This is a genomic window from Acinetobacter sp. P8-3-8 (genome assembly GCF_000214135.1).
Classification (GTDB): Bacteria; Pseudomonadota; Gammaproteobacteria; order Pseudomonadales; family Moraxellaceae; genus Acinetobacter.
Genome location: NZ_AFIE01000008.1, coordinates 1 through 15,431 on the forward strand (window position 1 = coordinate 1; position 15,431 = coordinate 15,431).

The window sequence follows — 15,431 nt, forward strand, 5'->3', positions numbered from 1 at the left end:
TTTTTTTATCACTTGAATGAGTGTGAATTAAAATAATTTCACAGGAATATCAAGGAATAAACGCCATTCATTGGTGTCTGGCATATAAACGTTGTTATACGTTTGGTCTGCGCGTAAGTGTGAATAACGTGCACGGAAGCTTACATCTTTAGCAAAACCAGATTGAACTGTATATTTCACTTGGTTAAAGAATTCGCTTTCTTTGGCATTATCATCAGTAACAACACCATTGCTCACCGCTTTAATATCCCAACCATAAACATACGCAGTCGTCCAATTTAAACCAGGTACGCCATAGCCACCGAAGTCTAAGTTATATTGAAGTTGCGCTGATTTTTCATGGTTGCCAATGAAATCAGATAAATATGAGTTAGGAAGATAGATCGACTGACCGCCATCTGCATTCGCACCGTAGTCATAACCCGTATTGCCCGTGTTTTGTTGGTAAGCCAACATTACAGAGTGTGGACCTTGGTTATAAGTACCTGATAATGCCCAGATATTGTTGCTACGATCATCTACATTGGTATCACCTTTGGTCGATGAGTAAGTAGAAGCGTCTTTATCCCATTCAGTGTGATAACCACTGAAATCAAATGTTAATGAACTTTGATTTGCAAGAGGATATTTATAGTTTGCATTTACATAATGACGTTCTAAAGCATTTTTAGAATCTAAACCATAATATGATGCATTTAATTGATCATCAAATTTATATTTAGCACCCCAAACAACAGCATCATCTAGTTTGTTTTGATCTGTTGCAATTTGGTCTGAATATTGGTTTTTAGTAAATTTACCAGCAATAAGCTCAAGATCTTTGATTTCATGGCTTGTTATTAAAGTACCTGTAAAATATTCAGGAACTAAACGAGCTGTATTGCTTGCAAGTACAGGCAAGTCTAAAACTTGAGTACCGTAACGTACAGTCGTATTTGAGAAACGAGCTTTAACATTTGCACCACCACGCGCCCAATGATCATAAGGATTACCCTCATCATCACGTGGGATCATGTTGTTACCAGAATGGTTATTGTCACCAATTTTAAATGAACCATCACCAACTACGCCAACACCGAAACCAACGATACCTTTGGTAAAACCAGAATCAATATTAACAATTGCTGTTTGAGCAAAAGAGCTTTTGTCTGTATCTGGTGCAACATTTTTGTAGTCACGGCTGATATAACCCGTGCGGAATAAAATAGATCCTGTTGAGTCTTCTAAAAATCCTTTTGCTTCACTTTGTTCGCTAGCAAATGCTGGGGCAATAATGGCAGCATTAATTAATACCGCTAAAGTAAGTTTTGTAGCTTTAAGCATGTGTTTCCTCGTAAGCGAGAGAATATGGTAATCACTGACTGAATTCAGAACAGATAATGGATGAATTGTATATTTAATCTATAAAAATGGAATCACTTTTGATCAAAAATATTTCATTTTTGTAATATATTTATCCAATATAAAGTCATTAGCTTATGAAAAAACTGTATAAGTATGTATAAATTAATGAAATTTAGAGAAATATAGAAAATATTCAGAAAAATGATGAATTAACATTCATAATTTTTTTACTAGAAGTTCAAAAGCACAGTAAAATTCAACTTTATTTTCTCCTGTTCGCACTCATTTTAATGCAAATAACGTTCTCTCAAATACTATGGGCTATGCCTATAGCAGTACTTTCGTGCTCAGCAATTGCTGAAGAATCACATAATTCTGTAGCACAGGGGCTTTTCTCTGGAAACATCGGCTTCGTCTCAAAATATATTTATCATGGTGGTGTCGAAAATGATGACCTCGCAATACAAGGTGGATTGGAATATGCGCATAAAAGTGGCGTTTCTATCGGGTATTGGGGTTCAACTTTAGATTATGATCCTTCCGATGAAACACAAGATCATGGTTTTGAACATAATATTTACTTATCTTATGGACAACAAATCGCACAAAATTGGAGCTATAACCTAAAAACCACAGCTTATATTTATCAAAATGGCGGATCTGTTTATGCAGATCAAAATACGCAACGTAAAACGACAGCTTTTGATGTATTGGGTGAGTTGGTTTATAAAAATTTAAGCTTTAGTACGTCTATGATCTTGGCCGATGCCTCTTCTGCTAATGCAGGAGATCTGTATTTTAGTGCAGCTTATAGTCAGCCCTTAGCCCATGATTTTATTTTAAATACAGTGCTAGGTGCTTCGGCATATAACAGTAGTCATGATGATGATATTGTCCAAACTAAAAAAGATTTTGCTTTTAATGAAGCTCGATTCGGGATCAGTAAAACATTTGCTGATTCGGGTGTTTCAGCCAGTTTGGATTATGTGCTTGGTGGTGAAGATCGTTTAGGCGAAGATTTTGAGAATAATGTGGTCTTTGCTCTAAGCTATAATTTTTAGTGGATAGATCTCTTTAAAAGTGCATTGTTGCAGACAGCAGTGCACTTTTTTTAAGCATTTTAAAGAAGAATATTGATTTTAGATTAAAAAATAAAACCAAATACAATTTAACACGCTCATTTTTATTGGGTTTTATTTTCAATTGGGTACTTATAAATAGGAAATGTATACCGTTGCTAGAAATATGACTCCACGTTTACATTTATGCTTACAAGTCGATTGATACAAAACCTCTGGTTGTGTTGCTTGTTGAAATTGAAACTTTGGTGCTAAGTAGATAAGCGGTTTAACTATTTTAATTTAAAATTAAACAATAAAAAACAAATACTTGTGTATTTGTAAATATTTTTATTACAAGTCTATTAAAACTTGGCATGACGATTGCTAAGCAAATATCGAGTTTATTAAATTTTAGCAAAACAAATATACATCGAATGATGGGGGAGCACTCAAGATGAAATTCTCAACTAAAGCATTAACATTAGCAGTTTTGTCAACGACAGCAACAATGGCGATGGCAGAAGATGATACGCTTTCAAAATTAGGTTTAAGTTTCTCTGGTAGTGCTGCTGTAACCAGCGATTATCGTTATCGTGGGATTACACAAACAGGGAATGATCCAGCAGTACAAGCAGGCTTTACCTTGTCGCACAATTCAGGTTTATATGCGGGTCTTTGGGGTTCAAATGTAAACTTTGGATCGCCTGACCCACATTTAGAACTTGACCCTTTCATTGGTTATTCAACATCATTGGATGGTTTTGCGAGCAAGCCAATTTTAGATGTTGGGGTTTGGTATTATAGCTATCCGAGTGCAAGTGATCTTAATTGGGTTGAGCTGTACGGTAAATTGATCTTTAAAAATGCATTTGCAGAAGGTGATAGCATTTTAACCAATATCAATTATACAAATGACTATGCTGGTGCAGATGCAGACAGTTGGAATGTTAATGTTGGTTATTCTATACCATTTGGATCGACTGGTTTTGGTGGCGTTGCAAATGTTGGTTATACCGTTGTTACTGATGATGACAAGTATGACTTTAATGGCGATGATAACTATGTTGATTGGAAAGCTGGTGTAACGTATACCTTTAAGTCTATTCCAACTGTAACGGCTGAGCTTGCTGCGATTGGTACCAATATTGATACCAAAGATATGACTGATTCAACTAAGCGTGGTGTTGAAACAGGTGCAGTATTTACATTGACCAAAGCATTTTAATTTTAAAACCAGTGATAAAAGCAATGTACTAAACCAAAGGTGACGATATGTCACCTTTTGTTTTTTGCGTATCACCATTAATAATGAATTTACATTATTGAGTTGCTGTAAAGGCTGGAGAATATTTGACTTCACCTTGTGGGAAGGTTTGATCAAAAGAAAGGGCTTGAAAATATTCAGCAGGTACATTCGCTAAAGTTAAATTTGGAATAACGTTGAAACCAAATTTTGAATAATATGTAGGATCGCCTAAAACTACACATCCCGCTGCGCCAAGTTGTTTTAACTGTTCTAATACAGCGTGCATTAACGCTGAACCAACACCTTGCTGTTGATATTCAGGTGCAACAGAAATTGGGCCTAAACCATACCAATCTGATGCGCCCGAGGAAATCTCTACAGGTGAAATCGCAACATGCCCAATGATTTGTTGATCATGTTCAGCAACCATTGAAAGGGTGAGTTGTTGCATCTTTCTTAGCGCATTGACAATAAATTGTTCAGTATGATCTGTATGTTCGGCATTTTTAAAAGCAGACTCCGTCAGTTTGAAAATAGCATCAACATCTTGATCTTGTTCATTTCTTAAAATTAAATTCAGCATATTTTTATCCTGTTTAAATTTTCAAAAGCTAAGATTGAGTACCACGATAAGACAAAGCCTCAGTCAAATGGGTGCTTTGAATTTCTTCACTCTGTGCCAAATCGGCAATGGTGCGTGAAACACGTAAAATACGATGATATGCACGTGCAGATAAATTTAAACGTTGTTGTGCCATTTCAATCATTTTTTTCGAAGTATCATCCAAAACAGCATGTACTTCTAAGTCTTTTGGAGAAAGTGCATGATTTAAACCAGCTTGTCTTTGTATTTGGAAATCAAAGGCTTGAATCACACGCTCTCTGACCACCGCTGAATTTTCTACAACTTGTGAATCTTGTAATTCCTGAGCTTTTAAGGGGGGTACATCAATATGTAAGTCAATTCGATCCAGTAAAGGGCCAGAAATCCGATTCTGATAACGTTTAATGGCTTCCGCAGAACATTGGCAACGACTGTCTTGATTAAATGCATAACCACAAGGGCACGGATTCATTGCTGCAATCAATTGAAAATTCGCAGGAAAAGTGATTTGACGAGATGCACGAGAAATCACGATTTCTTTAGATTCTAAGGGTTGTCTTAAAACCTCTAAAACTTTACGGTCAAATTCAGGCAACTCATCTAAAAATAAAACGCCTAAATGGGCCAGTGTAATTTCCCCAGGTTTTGGATGTGAGCCACCACCAACCAAAGCGATTGCAGACGCTGTATGATGAGGCGCTCGAAAAGGACGCTGCCCAAAATGGTGCTGCATATTGGCAATCGAATAAATGCTGGCAACTTCTAAATTTTCCTGAGCATTGAGAGCCGGTAAAATACTGGGCAACCGTGATGCCAAAAGCGTTTTGCCTGTACCCGGTGGCCCTCTAAATAAAATGGAATGTCCGCCTGCTGCTGCAATTTCCAAAGCACGTCTTGGGCGTAGTTGTCCTTTGACATCGGCTAAATCAAATTTATATTGTTGTGAATGTATGCTTTTTTGCGAAATGGCTGCTTCGATTTTTTGCGAACTTAAAAAATGCTCACAGACTTGTTTGAGATGGCTTGCTGCAAAAACTTTGAATTCAGGCAATTGCGCTGCTTCATCAGCATTTTCTTTTGGCAACATCAGTTGGTGCTTTGCCATTTGACATGCCATGGCAATGGTGAGTGTTCCTGTTGTAGGGCGTAAGTGACCATCTAAAGCCAATTCACCAATAAATTCAAAATCATCTGTGACATTTTCAGGCAGTTGTCCCGTTGCAATGAGTATTCCCAAAGCAATGGGTAAATCTAAACGTGAACCATCTTTGGGTAAATCTGCTGGTGCAAGATTGATGGTTAAGCGTTTGGTTGGAAATTGATAACCACTGTTAATAATGGCTGAACGCACACGATCTTTGCTTTCACGAACTGCGGCTTCAGCTAAGCCAACAATAGTCAAAGACGGCAGCCCTGCACTCACATGGACTTCAACTTCAATTAAAGGTGCATGTAATCCAAGCAAACCTCGGGTATAAATTTTTGCAAAAGACATTATTATTTTCCAATTTGCTTTATTTTTAATCGTTTTATTGTTCTTATTGCACTAAGTTTGTGCAAAAACTATTAACTATTTTTTTGAATTAATACTTCAAGTGCTTTTACTTGTGCTTGTAATTCATTTAAACGCAAATTGGCATTATTTAGTGCAGTTTTTTGACGTTCAATTTCATCTTTGGACACAATATCCATTTTGGTGACGGTTTCGTTGAGTAATGCACGTAAATTATGTTCTAAATCTTTTTTAGGTTGATCGACTTGTTCTAATATTGCTTGTAATAATGTTTCAATCATGAGAAATCCGCTAATGTTATAGTCTTTCGCGAGTGTAGCATTTCTCATTTTTTTTTGCTTTAGGAATCATCGCTTCAAAGATAAAAATCAGATAACCAAGCACCGTCGCTATGCTACAAAGCTGTTTCAAGCTTAGATGTAATGGAGTTTCAGTATTTATTGTTTTAAATTTATAAAATAAAAAAAGTCTGTGGTTCACCATTGAATCGTAAAAAATATGTATAAATTTTCAGTTTTTTAAAGCTCAAACTTCACCTATATGGATAGAATAGGTTATAAAGGCAATCATGTTAATCCGATGAGCATCCCCAACCGCTAGGAAGATTGGCATGAAAATTGAACATAAAACCTTACTGGTGAAATAAGCCGAAGGAAAACAATATGAAGCTCGTAACTGCAATAGTAAAACCGTTTAAATTAGATGACGTGCGTGAAGCATTGTCTGAAATTGGCGTTCAAGGGATTACCGTAACTGAAGTAAAAGGTTTCGGTCGTCAAAAAGGCCACACTGAACTTTACCGTGGTGCAGAATATGTTGTTGATTTCTTACCTAAAGTAAAAATCGAAATCGCGATCAGCGATGACATGGTTGATTCAGTGATTGAATCAATTACACGTGTTGCTAGCACTGGAAAAATTGGTGACGGAAAAATTTTCGTGACGAATTTAGAGCAAGTCATCCGTATTCGTACAGGTGAAACAGGTCCAGACGCTGTTTAATTTGGCACGAAGTTTGCTGGTTATGTACATAGATACATAATTTACAAAATTAGGTTGGGGGATACGAATGAAAAAAATGCTACTAGCGCTCAGCCTGTCTGGCGCACTTCTTGGTGGATCAGTTGCGTGGGCAGAAGAAACTGTAACAGAGCCTACAGCAGCAGTTGCTGCGAGTGATACTTTGGCAACAGAAGCAGTTGCAGCTCCTGAAGTGACGCCTGCACCTGTTGCAACACCAGAAGAAAAACCAAAAGCGGATACAGGTGATACAGCTTGGATATTAACTTCAACTGCACTTGTTCTACTCATGACCATTCCTGGTTTAGCACTATTCTACGGTGGTATGGTACGTAAGAAAAATGTGCTTAGTACCATGGCGCATAGTTTTTCCGCAGCAGCTATAGTCAGTGTAGTTTGGATCGTGATTGGCTATTCACTGGCCTTTGGTGAAGGCAATGCCTTTATCGGCAGTTTAGACAAAGTCATGCTGTCTGGGATAACCACAGATGCCTTAAGTGGTACGATTCCTGAGATCTTATTCGTTATTTTCCAAATGACTTTTGCGATTATCACTGTTGCGATTATCAGTGGTTCAGTTGCTGATCGTATGAAATTCAGTGCTTGGATTGCGTTTATTACAGTTTGGGTAATTGTGGTCTATGCACCAATTGCACACTGGGTATGGGGTGGCGGTTGGTTAATGAATGATGGTGCGCTTGACTTTGCGGGCGGTACAGTTGTTCATATTAACTCGGGTGTTGCTGGTTTAGTTGCAGCTTATTTACTCGGTAAGCGTATGGGCCTGGGCAAAGAATCTATGGCACCGCATAACTTAGCGCTCACTGTTTTAGGTGCAAGCCTTGTTTGGGTTGGCTGGTTTGGTTTCAACGGCGGTTCAGCGTTGGGTGCAAATGGTTCAGCAGCGTATGCATTGGTGACTACGCAAGTTGCAGCAGCAGCAGCAGCAATTGCTTGGCTAATCGTTGAAAAAATCGTACGCGGTAAAGGTTCTGTATTGGGCGCAGCATCAGGTGCAGTTGCTGGTTTGGTGGTGATTACACCAGCAGCAGGTTTCGTCACTGTAGGTGGCGCACTCATCATGGGCTTAATCGGTGGTGTTGTATGCTTTTGGGGGATTTCAGGTCTTAAACGTATCCTTAAAGCAGATGACTCTTTAGATGCCTTTGGTTTACATGGTGTAGGCGGTATCGTAGGTGCAATCTTAACGGCTGTATTTGCTAGTGAATTCATCATGGGTGATAAAGCACCAACCGATATGATGCATCAATTGTGGGTACAAGTAGAAGGTGTATTGGCAACGATTGCTTACTCAGCAGTGGCGACATTCATCCTACTCAAAATCATCGATGTTGTGATTGGAATCCGCGTTGAATCTGATGATGAGCGTATGGGTCTTGATTTAAGTCAACACGGTGAACGTATTGAATAATACGCCAACTATATAATTTAAAAACAATAACTATATATTGTGTAAAACAGCCCATTTGGGCTGTTTTTTTTCCATATCTTGCGAAATGCTCAACAAAAACCAGTTTTTTTGCTACACTAGCTAAAATCACGAATTTTGTTCAATTAAACCACTATGCATTGTCCATTTTGCAACGCCGCTGATAGTAAAGTGATCGATTCGCGTTTGGCAGCGGAAGGCTGCCAGATTCGTCGACGCCGTGAATGTATTAATTGTGGTGAGCGTTTCACGACATTTGAAAGTTATGAAGTCGTGATGCCACGTGTAACCAAGTCTGATGGTAAAAATGAGCCATTTGATGAGGCGAAGTTGCGCCGCTCTTTAATGCACGCTTTACAAAAAAGACCTGTGACTCAAGAACAAATTGAAACGGTATTGAGTGATATTCAATTGCAAATCCGCCGTTTGGGTGAACGTGATGTGCGTTCAAGGACCATTGGCGAGATTGTCATGCAAGCTTTATTTGCTTTAGACCATGTTGCTTATGTGCGTTTTGCGTCGGTTTATCAGGATTTCCAAGATGTAGAAGCATTCCGACATCAAATTGAGCAAATGCAACATCGTGACCAAGACCATTAATTTATTTTCAAAAAATGATTTATCAGGAATGCTATGTCTGAGTTAAGCGAAAATGCGAAGCATGTCGAATCTGATTCGGATCAATTTTGGATGCGTCAAGCCATTGCAGAAGCTGAGAAAGCGATTTATCGAACTCGTCCTAATCCTGCTGTGGGTTGTGTGATTGTGAAAGAGGGTGTGATCGTTGGACGTGGAGCAACGGCTCCAGTCGGTGGTCCACATGCTGAAGTTTTTGCGATGAGAGAAGCTGGAGAACAAGCGCGTGGCGCAACAGCTTATGTCACACTTGAACCATGTGCACATTATGGACGTACTCCACCTTGTGCAAAGGGATTGGTGGAAGCTGGCGTGGCAAAGGTCGTGATTGCCTGTGCAGATCCAAATCCTTTAGTTGCAGGGAAGGGTGTACAAATACTGCAAGACGCTGGTATTGAAGTGGTTACAGATGTCTGTACAACTGAAGCTGAAGTGCAAAACAAAGGTTTTTTAAAAGCCATGGCAACGGGCATGCCTTATGTACGTTTAAAAGTTGCATCGAGTTTAGATGGTCGTACAGCAATGGCTTCGGGTGAATCTAAATGGATTACTGGTACGGAAGCCCGACAGGATGTGCAACATTGGCGAGCAATTTCAGGTGCTGTGATTACAGGGATTGAAACAGTCTTAGCCGATGATCCACAATTAAATGTACGCACACTGCCAAATATTGATCTTGAGAATATTGTGCAGCCAAAACGCATTATTTTAGATCGTCAGGGGCGTTTGCCTTTGACAGCACAAATTTTACAGCAACCTGAAACAGTGATGGTCATGGGGCCATTTCGTCAGGAACTTGCAGATTTAGGCGTGGTACAATTAGCTGTTCAATCTTTAAAAGATTTGCTCGCGACTTTAAAAGATTTACAAATTTATGATGTGTTGGTTGAAGCTGGTGCAACATTATCGACGGCATTTTTGCAGGAACGATTGGTTGATGAAATGATCAGCTACGTTGCACCTACTTTTTTAGGACAATCAGCACGTGCCATGTTCAATGCAGAGTTTGAATCTATGGCACAACAACTTCGTTTTAAGCTTATAGACGTCAGCCAAATGGGGGATGATATTCGCTTAAGACTCATCCCTTCACAAGAGTCAGTATGAATTCAGAGTTACCATCATCGGTTTATCACAAGCGCCGCCATGCTGCACGTACAACAGATGAATATCTGTTTCATCAGCTTGTTCCTTATTTGGGAAATAAGCGCCGTTTGTTACATCTGATTCTTGAAGCACTTGAAATTACAGGAACATTGAATACGGGCAGTAAACGTGCGCCAATTTTTGCAGACTTTTTTGCAGGCAGTGGTGTGGTTTCTCGTTTAGCACGTCAAAATGGGTATCGTGTCATTGCCAATGACTGGGAACCTTATAGCCATGCATTGAATCATGCCATTCTTGCATGTACAGATGCGCCCGCATTTAAAGAACTCGGTGGCTATCAAAAAGCCATCGATTATCTCAATCGCTTACCTGAAGTCAAAGGTTGGGTGACACATAATTTGTGCCCACGCAATGATGAAATTTACGATCCAGCTCGTGATCGTTTGTTTTTTAAACGCCGTAATGGGATGCGTATCGATGCCATTCGCCAGCAAATTGCGACATGGCAAGCGCAGGGTGCAATTGATGATGTAGAAATGAGTGCCTTGCTTGCACCATTATTGTATTCAGCAAGTTTTGTCAGTAATACCAGTGGTGTATTCAAAAGTTTCCATCATGGGTGGGGCGGTAAAACGCAAACTGCTTTGGAACGTATTGAATCATTGCTATGGCTTACGCCGAGTCGTTTTAGTGAAGTCGGTGATAATAAACAAAAAACGCCAATGGCTGAAATGTGGTGTGTAGATGCACAGCATTTGGCCAATCAAATGAGTGGCTTTGAAGTTGATGTGGCGTATTTAGATCCGCCGTACAATCAACATGCTTATAGCAGTAATTATCATGTACTCAATTCTTTAACACTTTGGGATCAAGTCGATTTACCAACCCCAGATACCAAAGGATTTAAAAGCGGAATTGATCGTGCATGGCGTAAAGAACGTCCAAGTCCATATAATTCATCAAAATATGCGCAAGAAGCGTATGAGAAATTATTGGAAACCATCAACGCCCGTTATATCTTGACCAGCTATTCGACGGATGGAAATATTGAAGCTAAAGACTTATTGGCTGCCAATTTAAAACGAGGCAAAGTAACGCTACTGACGCAGGATGTACCACGTTATCGTGTGAGTAAACAGCGTCAGTCAGAACGTGCACGTGTGCTTGAGTTTATCGTGATTACCGATACACATGCTAAATCTGGTCCACCATTACGTCAGTTATTGGGTCAGCTTTACCATTTTGCAGAATTGGGTGGCGTAGATACTTCGGGTGTAAGTACACAATTGGTGCTTTGGTAAAACCCTTTAAAAAAGACAATATGACACAATATAGTCACTAGAGAATTGGTTTGAATCCCTCATTCACTGAGGTAGTAGGATAAAGTTATGTTCACAGGCATTATTGAAAGTTTGGGAAAAGTTGAAAGTTTACAAAGTGTCGGTGGAGATATACGCTTACGTATTCATACAGATTTAGACATGTCTGATGTGCATTTAGGCGATTCGATAGCAACGAATGGTATTTGCCTCACTGTAATTGAATGGGGCGACAATTGGTATGCAGCCGATGTTTCTCGTGAAAGTTTAAATCGCACAACGCTAGAAAATTGGAAAGTAGGGCAACCTGTCAATGTGGAAAAGGCGATGCTGCCAACCACACGTTTTGGTGGACATATTGTCAGTGGCCATGTCGATGCAGTCGGTGAGATTACCGTGGTTCGTTCAGATGCACGTTCAATCTATTATGAAGTGACTGCACCTGCGGAGATTGCTAAATATTTAGCAGAAAAAGGTTCTGTGACTGTAGATGGAATCAGCCTCACCATTAACCATTTGCGTGGCAGTGTTTTAAGTTTGAATTTAATTCCGCATACGGCTGAACGTACCAATATCGGAACGTGGAAAGTTGGTTCTAAAGTTAATTTAGAAGTAGATGTTTTGGCACGTTATATTGAGCGTTTATTGTTGGGTGATAAAGCTGCTGAACAAAAAGCAGAATCAAAATTAAGCATGGAATTTTTGGCAGCAAATGGCTTTTTAAAGTAATATGCGCCGAATATGTGAAGAAAAAACCTAATCTATTTAGGTTTTTTTATATTTATGTCGTTAAATTAGACTAATATATTAAAAATGCTTCATCGAAGAGAGTTATGTATTGCTTGATTTTTTACTGCATTTAGAACAATTACTTCCTACGTTATTAGAAAATTACGGGCTTTGGATTTATGCAATTCTGTTTTTGATTATTTTTGCAGAAACAGGTTCCGTATTTATGTTCTTTTTACCAGGTGACAGTTTACTGATCGCTATTGGTGCTTTGTGCTCTACAGCAGAGTCGGTACATTTACATTATATGGGGCTGTTATTATTTATCGCCTCTGTATTGGGTTATATCGTTAATTACTACACAGGTCGTGTTTTAGGTTTTAAATTTTTCCATGCACACTCACGTTGGTTTAAGCCTGAATATATTAAAAAAACCAATCATTATTTTGTGAAGCATGGTGGTAAAACCATTCTAGTGGCTCGTTTTGTGCCTTTTGTACGTTCTTTTGCGCCATTTGCGGCAGGTGCAGGACATATGAAAATGCCTGTATTTATGTTGTATAACATCTTAGGTGGTTGGGTGTGGATTGCTTTACTACTTGGAATGGGGTATGGCGCAGGCAATTTACTGTCTTTGCTGATTGCTTCGTTTTAATTGTTTTATTATCACGATCCATACATATAAAAAAGCCCTGATTGGGCTTTTTTTGGCAGTAGTTATCTACCGACTATTGATCAAAGACAGTTTACTTTTTTTCTGCTGAAAAATTCGAGTTCGCAAGAATATACTCAATTTCTTCTTTAGCAGCCGTTTCTAATTTAGAACGGAAAGCCTGCACAGTTTGTTCAATCAGTGTTTCAGCTTCGAGTTCAAGTCTTAAACGGACACTTTCTAATTCTGAAGTGATTTGACGATCATCTATTCTAAATTGACCGCTGGCGTAGTCGATGGCTGCTACATCTGGGTTTTTCGTGTATTTTTCGCTGTATTCAGAAATTTCAATATCAATATGTTGGCGTAGATTTTGTAAAGTCAGTTGTTGATCTTTAAATTGTTGAATTTCATCTTGTTGTAATTGTTGATTATACGCATCTTGTTGCGCACGTTTTTCAGCTAAAGCTTTTTCTAAAGCCAATTGTTTACGAACACGTGCTTCTTCAATCAGTTGTGCTTTTAAATCGGCATAGGCTTGCTCAACTTGAAGTTGTGCAATTTGCATTTGGCGCTGATCATTGTTGAGCCAGTTTTGTATGTCTGTTACAGGGCTTAGAAGGTCACAGATGCGATTGAGGTCATCGACAAAAGTTTGGCGTACAGCCTCAGGCGTATCTAACCAACGCTTTTTAAAATCTTGACCGACATTTAATGTCACCACGCATCTCCTCGTTTTTAAATATGAATTTCAATAAATTAGAGTTTGAATGTTTGAGGAGTAATCCCCATTCGTCGATAGGCTTTGTATTTCTCACGACCAATGTGTTTTGCAGACTCATCATTTTCAACAATTTCTATAATGTGACTAAATTGTGTCACTTGTTCAAGTGGTTGATTGTTAAAATTAAACACAATCCATTCAACAGGGCTAGATTCTGTTGATGAGGTTGCTGTAGGCAATTGCGCAGAAATACAGATTGGGGCATGTGTTTGATCAATACCATGTGCTAAAAAGCTTGTTGGATCAAAGCTCCACAAACGGTCATCGAGTTGTTGCTGTAATTCAGGATCAGGGCAATGCAGCCAAATTTTAGCTGCATTTCGTAAAATTTTACGACATAAACGACAGGCACTTTCGGCCTGCCGTTCAGGGCTTTTTTCAAAAAGATAAAAGCTAATTTTAGCCATTTGATTGCGCACGGTTGGCAATAAATTGCATCAATAATGGAACTGGGCGACCTGTTGCACCTTTATTTGGACCTGAATTCCATGCAGTACCCGCGATGTCTAAATGCGCCCAACGATAATCACGTGTAAAGCGTTGTAAGAAACACGCTGCGGTCACAGCACCTGCTTTTGGTCCACCAATATTGGCAATATCTGCAAATGGTGTATCAAGTTGTTCTTGATAATCTTCATAAACAGGCATGCGCCATACACGGTCAAATGAGGTATGACCTGCTGCAATAATTTCCTCAGCGAGTTCATCATCTGGAGTGAATAATCCTGAAACCACAGAACCTAAAGCAATCACACATGCGCCTGTTAATGTTGCAATATCAATCACCAATGCAGGGTTGAAACGTTTGATATAGGTCAAAGTATCACAAAGAACTAAACGGCCTTCCGCATCGGTATTTAAAATTTCAACCGTTTGCCCACTCATCGTTGTGACAATATCACCCGGACGTGTTGCATGGCCTGATGGCATATTTTCAGCAGCAGCAATCGCACCTACAACATGAATCGGTAGTTTCGCTTCGCATAATGCGCGAATCGTACCTAATACTGATGCTGCACCACACATATCGAATTTCATTTCATCCATGCCTGCGCCTGGTTTTAATGAAATACCACCTGTGTCAAAAGTGACGCCTTTACCGACAAGAACAATCGGCGCTTGATCAGTATTGGCTTTATATTCTAGGGTAATGATGCGACCCGGACGGTCTGAACCTTTGCTCACAGCAAGGAAAGCATTCATGCCTAAATCAGCAAGTTTTTGTTCTTCAAGAACGCTTACTTTTAATAAATCTGGAAATTCAACAGCCAATGCACGTGCTTGTTCCGCTAAATATTCTGGGAAGCAAATATTACCTGGGCAGTTTCCAAGGTCACGGCTAAAATTTTGACCATTTTGAACAGCTTCAACAAAGTTTAATTGTGCATTGGTCAATGTGGTTTGATTTGCAATGAATTCAACACTTTCTAAACTAAACTCATTTTTCTTCGATTTAAACTCATCGTAACCATATGCTACTTGAGTAATACTTAAAGCGAATAAATAATGTAATTCAACAGGAAGTGCCGAGATATCGATACTGATTTGTTTGAATTTTTTTTGTGATGCTTTGATAATGGTTTGTGCGATTTTTGCTAATTTCGCTGCCTTTATTTCAGCGACTTTATCGATACCCACTAAAGTGCATTGTGCAATTTGAGTCAGTTTTCCGATAAGTGGCAATGTTTCATTAAAACCTGCTTTGTACTGTATTGTTTCAACTAATGAGTCTAAATCATTGATTTTATATGTTTCTTGAACTGTTTTTAGGTTTTCAGAATCCACCAAAATAAACAATGATTGGCTAGATGTAGGCGTTGAAAATGATGGGTTTATTGTAAGTTTCATATGCTGTATTTGTGCCTTTTTAACGTTTCACTTCATTAAACCATTGAACCACTTCCAATGGTAGAATTTCAATGTGGTTTTATATTTTTAACTTCGGGTAAACTAGTACTACTTCACGA

The 15,431-nt window shown here is 38.9% G+C and carries 16 protein-coding genes; 9 read left to right on the plus strand and 7 right to left on the minus strand.

Annotated features, from left to right (window positions below; all coding sequences use genetic code 11):
• Window positions 1-27: 27 nt before the first annotated feature.
• Window positions 28-1,323, minus strand: a complete 1,296-nt coding sequence (locus GGG_RS0105450; protein ID WP_010112895.1) for an OprD family outer membrane porin — start codon at window positions 1,321-1,323, stop codon at window positions 28-30.
• 344 nt (window positions 1,324-1,667) lie between these two features.
• Between GGG_RS0105450 and GGG_RS0105455 the strand changes: the two genes are divergently transcribed.
• A complete protein-coding gene (locus GGG_RS0105455) occupies window positions 1,668-2,405 on the plus strand; it encodes a TorF family putative porin (protein WP_010112896.1) in 738 nt (245 codons plus the stop codon).
• Window positions 2,406-2,859: 454 nt separating this feature from the next.
• Window positions 2,860-3,630: a TorF family putative porin gene (locus GGG_RS0105460; protein ID WP_010112898.1), complete on the plus strand. Its 771-nt coding sequence runs from the start codon at window positions 2,860-2,862 to the stop codon at window positions 3,628-3,630.
• Window positions 3,631-3,724: 94 nt separating this feature from the next.
• Here GGG_RS0105460 and GGG_RS0105465 read toward each other — a convergent pair whose 3' ends face one another.
• The 3 genes from GGG_RS0105465 to GGG_RS0105475 all read right to left on the minus strand — a co-directional run bounded on the left by GGG_RS0105465 (window position 3,725) and on the right by GGG_RS0105475 (window position 6,049).
• Entirely contained in the window at window positions 3,725-4,231 is a 507-nt protein-coding gene (locus GGG_RS0105465; RefSeq protein ID WP_029574462.1) for a GNAT family N-acetyltransferase, read from the minus strand.
• Between the two features lie 31 nt (window positions 4,232-4,262).
• Window positions 4,263-5,750, minus strand: coding sequence for a YifB family Mg chelatase-like AAA ATPase (locus GGG_RS0105470; RefSeq protein WP_010112902.1), 1,488 nt, complete (start codon window positions 5,748-5,750; stop codon window positions 4,263-4,265).
• 71 nt (window positions 5,751-5,821) lie between these two features.
• Complete coding sequence (locus GGG_RS0105475; protein ID WP_010112904.1) at window positions 5,822-6,049, minus strand: accessory factor UbiK family protein; 228 nt, start codon at window positions 6,047-6,049, stop codon at window positions 5,822-5,824.
• Window positions 6,050-6,430: 381 nt separating this feature from the next.
• Between GGG_RS0105475 and glnK the strand changes: the two genes are divergently transcribed.
• From glnK to GGG_RS0105510, 7 genes are all read left to right on the plus strand, one after another.
• The gene (glnK, locus tag GGG_RS0105480; RefSeq protein ID WP_004868205.1) at window positions 6,431-6,769 is read left to right on the plus strand and encodes a P-II family nitrogen regulator; all 339 of its coding nucleotides are present in this window, start codon (window positions 6,431-6,433) and stop codon (window positions 6,767-6,769) included.
• Window positions 6,770-6,836: 67 nt separating this feature from the next.
• The gene (locus GGG_RS0105485) at window positions 6,837-8,219 is read left to right on the plus strand and encodes an ammonium transporter (RefSeq protein WP_010112907.1); all 1,383 of its coding nucleotides are present in this window, start codon (window positions 6,837-6,839) and stop codon (window positions 8,217-8,219) included.
• Between the two features lie 153 nt (window positions 8,220-8,372).
• On the plus strand, window positions 8,373-8,837 hold the full coding sequence (gene nrdR, locus GGG_RS0105490) for a transcriptional regulator NrdR (RefSeq protein WP_010112908.1): 465 nt from the start codon (window positions 8,373-8,375) through the stop codon (window positions 8,835-8,837).
• A gap of 33 nt (window positions 8,838-8,870) precedes the next feature.
• Window positions 8,871-9,980 (plus strand): bifunctional diaminohydroxyphosphoribosylaminopyrimidine deaminase/5-amino-6-(5-phosphoribosylamino)uracil reductase RibD, encoded by a 1,110-nt coding sequence (gene ribD, locus GGG_RS0105495; RefSeq protein WP_010112909.1) that lies wholly within the window; start codon window positions 8,871-8,873, stop codon window positions 9,978-9,980.
• Window positions 9,977-11,281 (plus strand): DNA adenine methylase, encoded by a 1,305-nt coding sequence (locus tag GGG_RS0105500; RefSeq protein ID WP_010112910.1) that lies wholly within the window; start codon window positions 9,977-9,979, stop codon window positions 11,279-11,281. Before ribD ends, GGG_RS0105500 begins: the two co-directional genes overlap by 4 nt.
• An 87-nt stretch (window positions 11,282-11,368) precedes the next feature.
• The gene (locus GGG_RS0105505) at window positions 11,369-12,028 is read left to right on the plus strand and encodes a riboflavin synthase (RefSeq protein ID WP_010112912.1); all 660 of its coding nucleotides are present in this window, start codon (window positions 11,369-11,371) and stop codon (window positions 12,026-12,028) included.
• A gap of 109 nt (window positions 12,029-12,137) precedes the next feature.
• Window positions 12,138-12,683 (plus strand): VTT domain-containing protein, encoded by a 546-nt coding sequence (locus GGG_RS0105510; protein ID WP_010112913.1) that lies wholly within the window; start codon window positions 12,138-12,140, stop codon window positions 12,681-12,683.
• 91 nt (window positions 12,684-12,774) lie between these two features.
• Here GGG_RS0105510 and GGG_RS0105515 read toward each other — a convergent pair whose 3' ends face one another.
• From GGG_RS0105515 to GGG_RS0105525, 3 genes are read right to left on the minus strand one after another with little or no spacing between them, the layout of a single operon-like run.
• On the minus strand, window positions 12,775-13,401 hold the full coding sequence (locus GGG_RS0105515; RefSeq protein WP_010112914.1) for a hypothetical protein: 627 nt from the start codon (window positions 13,399-13,401) through the stop codon (window positions 12,775-12,777).
• Window positions 13,402-13,439: 38 nt separating this feature from the next.
• Entirely contained in the window at window positions 13,440-13,871 is a 432-nt protein-coding gene (locus GGG_RS0105520) for a DNA polymerase III subunit chi (protein WP_010112915.1), read from the minus strand.
• Window positions 13,864-15,312, minus strand: coding sequence for a leucyl aminopeptidase (locus GGG_RS0105525; RefSeq protein WP_010112916.1), 1,449 nt, complete (start codon window positions 15,310-15,312; stop codon window positions 13,864-13,866). The genes GGG_RS0105520 and GGG_RS0105525 overlap by 8 nt, the downstream gene beginning before the upstream one ends.
• Between the last annotated feature and the right edge of the window lie 119 nt (window positions 15,313-15,431).